Genomic DNA, 2,827 nt, shown 5'->3' on the forward strand with positions numbered 1-2,827 from the left:
CCGGTCACCGACAGCCAGCGGTCGCGCTCCGCCACCGGAGCGGCGCCGACGATCGAGGCGCGGGGGTCGCGGCGCAGGCGTCGCACCTTGAGTACGTCAGGGCCGGTGAACAGCTGGATCGTGCCCTGTTCCTCTTCGAGCATGTCCGCGAAGACGTCGTCAGTGATCTCACGGGTCGATTCGTGCTCGGGCATGGCTTTCCCCTAGCGGGTGTGCTTGGTGGTGATCCGGTGCAGCAGTCGGGCGGCCGTGCGGGCGGTGCGGTTGTCGACGTCGAGCTCGGGGTTGAGCTCGGCGACGTCGCACAGCGCCAGCTTGCCGCTGGCCGCTACTCGGTCGCACACGTGCTGGATGGTTTCCAGCGGCACGCCGTAAGCGGCCGGCGCGCTCACACCCGGGGCGACAGCCGCGGGCAGCACGTCCAGGTCGATCGTCAGGTAGACCACGTCGCAGCCGGCCAGGAACCGGTCCACGAACTCGTCGACGGCGTCGCGGTTCGCCGGGCCGCAGTCCTCGTCGAGCAGGTAGGACACGCCCAGCTCGTCGGCGGTGTCGAACAGGGTCCGGGTGTTGCTCGGCTGGCTGATGCCCAGCACCGCGTAGTGCAGGTCGGCGCCGCGCTCCCGCTCCTGCTCGGCCATCTGCCGGAACGGCGTGCCGGAGCTCGGGGTCGCGTCCGCGCGGAGGTCGAAGTGGGCGTCGAGGTTGAGCACGCCGAGCTTCGCCCCGGAGCGCACCCGCTCCGATCCGGCGATGCCGAGGTAGCTGCCGTAGGCGATCTCGTGGCCACCGCCGAACACGACGACCAGTCGGCCGTCGTCGATCAGCTTGGTGAGCACCTCGCCGAGCTGCTGCTGGCCTTCCTCCAACGCGTTCCCGACGACCTCCACGTCGCCGACGTCCACTGCCTCCAGCGGCGCGGGCAGGGCCATCGAGCCCAGCGCCTCGCGGAGGGCTCGCGGACCGTCCGCGGCGCCCTGGCGGCCCTTGTTGCGGCGGACCCCCTCGTCGCTGCGGAACCCGACGAACGCGATGTCCGCGGAACCGTCGCCGGACACGACGTGGTGCCACCGGAGGTGCTCCGGACCCGGCCCGTCGTCGCGACCGCTCCAGCGCTGCGGTGCGCGGTTCACCACCTCACCCATCTCTTCCACTCCTAGGTAGTCGATCCCGCGGTCGGCTTGCGCGGCGGGGTGAGCGCCACGGCCAGGGGGGATCGAGCGGCTGGACGTCCAGTATGGCCGGTGCGACCCGGAAGGCCTTGACCGGCAAGGCCTTCCGGGACCGACCGATCAGGAGTCCAGCATCGGGACCCGCACGCCGCGCTCCTTGGCGACCGAGGTCGCGTACTCGTACCCGGCGTCGACGTGGCGCAGCACGCCCATGCCCGGGTCGTTGGTGAGCACTCGCGCGAGCTTCTCCGCGGCCAGCTCGGTGCCGTCGGCGATGCAGACCTGACCGGCGTGGATCGAACGACCCATGCCGACGCCGCCACCGTGGTGGATCGACACCCATGAGGCACCCGAGGCGGTGTTGACCAGCGCGTTCAGCAGCGGCCAGTCGGCGATCGCGTCGGAACCGTCCAGCATGGACTCGGTCTCGCGGTACGGGGAGGCGACCGAACCGGAGTCGAGGTGGTCGCGGCCGATGGCGATCGGCGCGGACAGCTCGCCGTTGGCGACCATCTCGTTGAACTTCAGACCGGCGAGGTGGCGCTCGCCGTAGCCCAGCCAGCAGATGCGGGCGGGCAGGCCCTCGAAGGCGACCTTCTCGCCGGCCATCTTCAGCCAGCGGTGCAGGTGCTCGTTCTCCGGGAACAGCTCCATGATCGCCTTGTCGGTCTTGGCGATGTCCTCCGGGTCACCGGACAGCGCGGCCCAGCGGAACGGGCCGAGGCCCTCCTCGAACAGCGGACGGATGTGCGCGGGCACGAAGCCGGGGAAGTCGAAGGCCCGGTCGAAGCCGGCCTTGCGGGCCTCGTCGCGGATCGAGTTGCCGTAGTCGAAGACCTCGATGCCCTTGTCCAGGAAGCCGACCATGGCCTCGACCTGGGCGGCCATCGCCTTGCGGGACCGCTCGGTGAAGTCGGCCGGGTCCTTCTCGGCCTGCTCCGCCCACTCCTCGATGCTCACGCCCACCGGCAGGTAGGACAGCGGGTCGTGCGCCGAGGTCTGGTCGGTGACGATGTCGATCGGCGCGTCCATCTCCAGCAGCTGCGGGAACACCTCGGCGGCGTTGCCCACCAGGCCGATCGACAGCGGCTTGCGCGCGTCGCGGGCTTCCTTGGCCAGGCTCAGCGCCTCGTCGATGCTGTCGGCGCGGACGTCGAGGTAGCGGTGCTTGATGCGGCGCTCGATGCGCGAGGGGTCGCACTCGACGCAGATCGCCACGCCCTCGTTCATGGTCACCGCGAGCGGCTGGGCGCCGCCCATGCCGCCGAGGCCGGCGGTCAGGGTGATGGTGCCGGCGAGGGTGCCGTTGAAGCGCTTGCGGGCGACCGCGCCGAAGGTCTCGTAGGTGCCCTGCAGGATGCCCTGGCTGCCGATGTAGATCCACGACCCGGCGGTCATCTGGCCGTACATGGTCAGGCCCAGCGAGTCGAGTCGGCGGAACTCCTCCCAGTTCGCCCAGTCGCCGACCAGGTTGGAGTTGGCGATGAGGACCCGCGGCGCCCACTCGTGGGTGCGCAGCACACCGACCGGCTTGCCGGACTGGACGAGCAGCGTCTCGTCCTTCTCGAGGGTCTTGAGCGTCTCGGTGATCGCGTCGAAGGCCTGCCACGTCCGCGCGGCCTTGCCGGTGCCGCCGTAGACCACCCGGTCGTCGG

General features: G+C 70.7%; 2 protein-coding genes and 1 pseudogene. All 3 read right to left on the bottom strand.

Annotated elements, in window-relative coordinates:
- Window positions 1–143, bottom strand: a pseudogene (locus OU415_RS38055) (pyridoxamine 5'-phosphate oxidase family protein); the annotation flags it as partial.
- 60 nt (window positions 144–203) lie between these two features.
- Window positions 204–1,145 (bottom strand): formimidoylglutamase, encoded by a 942-nt coding sequence (gene hutG / locus OU415_RS38060; protein WP_270954659.1) that lies wholly within the window; start codon window positions 1,143–1,145, stop codon window positions 204–206.
- Window positions 1,146–1,292: 147 nt separating this feature from the next.
- The coding region (locus tag OU415_RS38065) for a urocanate hydratase (protein WP_270954661.1) at window positions 1,293–2,827 on the bottom strand (1,535 nt) is incomplete at its 5' end.

Source organism: Saccharopolyspora oryzae (assembly GCF_027853915.1).
Taxonomy (GTDB): Bacteria; Actinomycetota; Actinomycetes; order Mycobacteriales; family Pseudonocardiaceae; genus Saccharopolyspora; species Saccharopolyspora oryzae.

Excerpts from the sequence above, each read along its gene's own strand:
- hutG (WP_270954659.1), bottom strand. The coding sequence starts at position 1,145 with ATGGGTGAGGTGGTGAACCGCGCACCGCAGCGCTGGAGCGGTCGCGAC.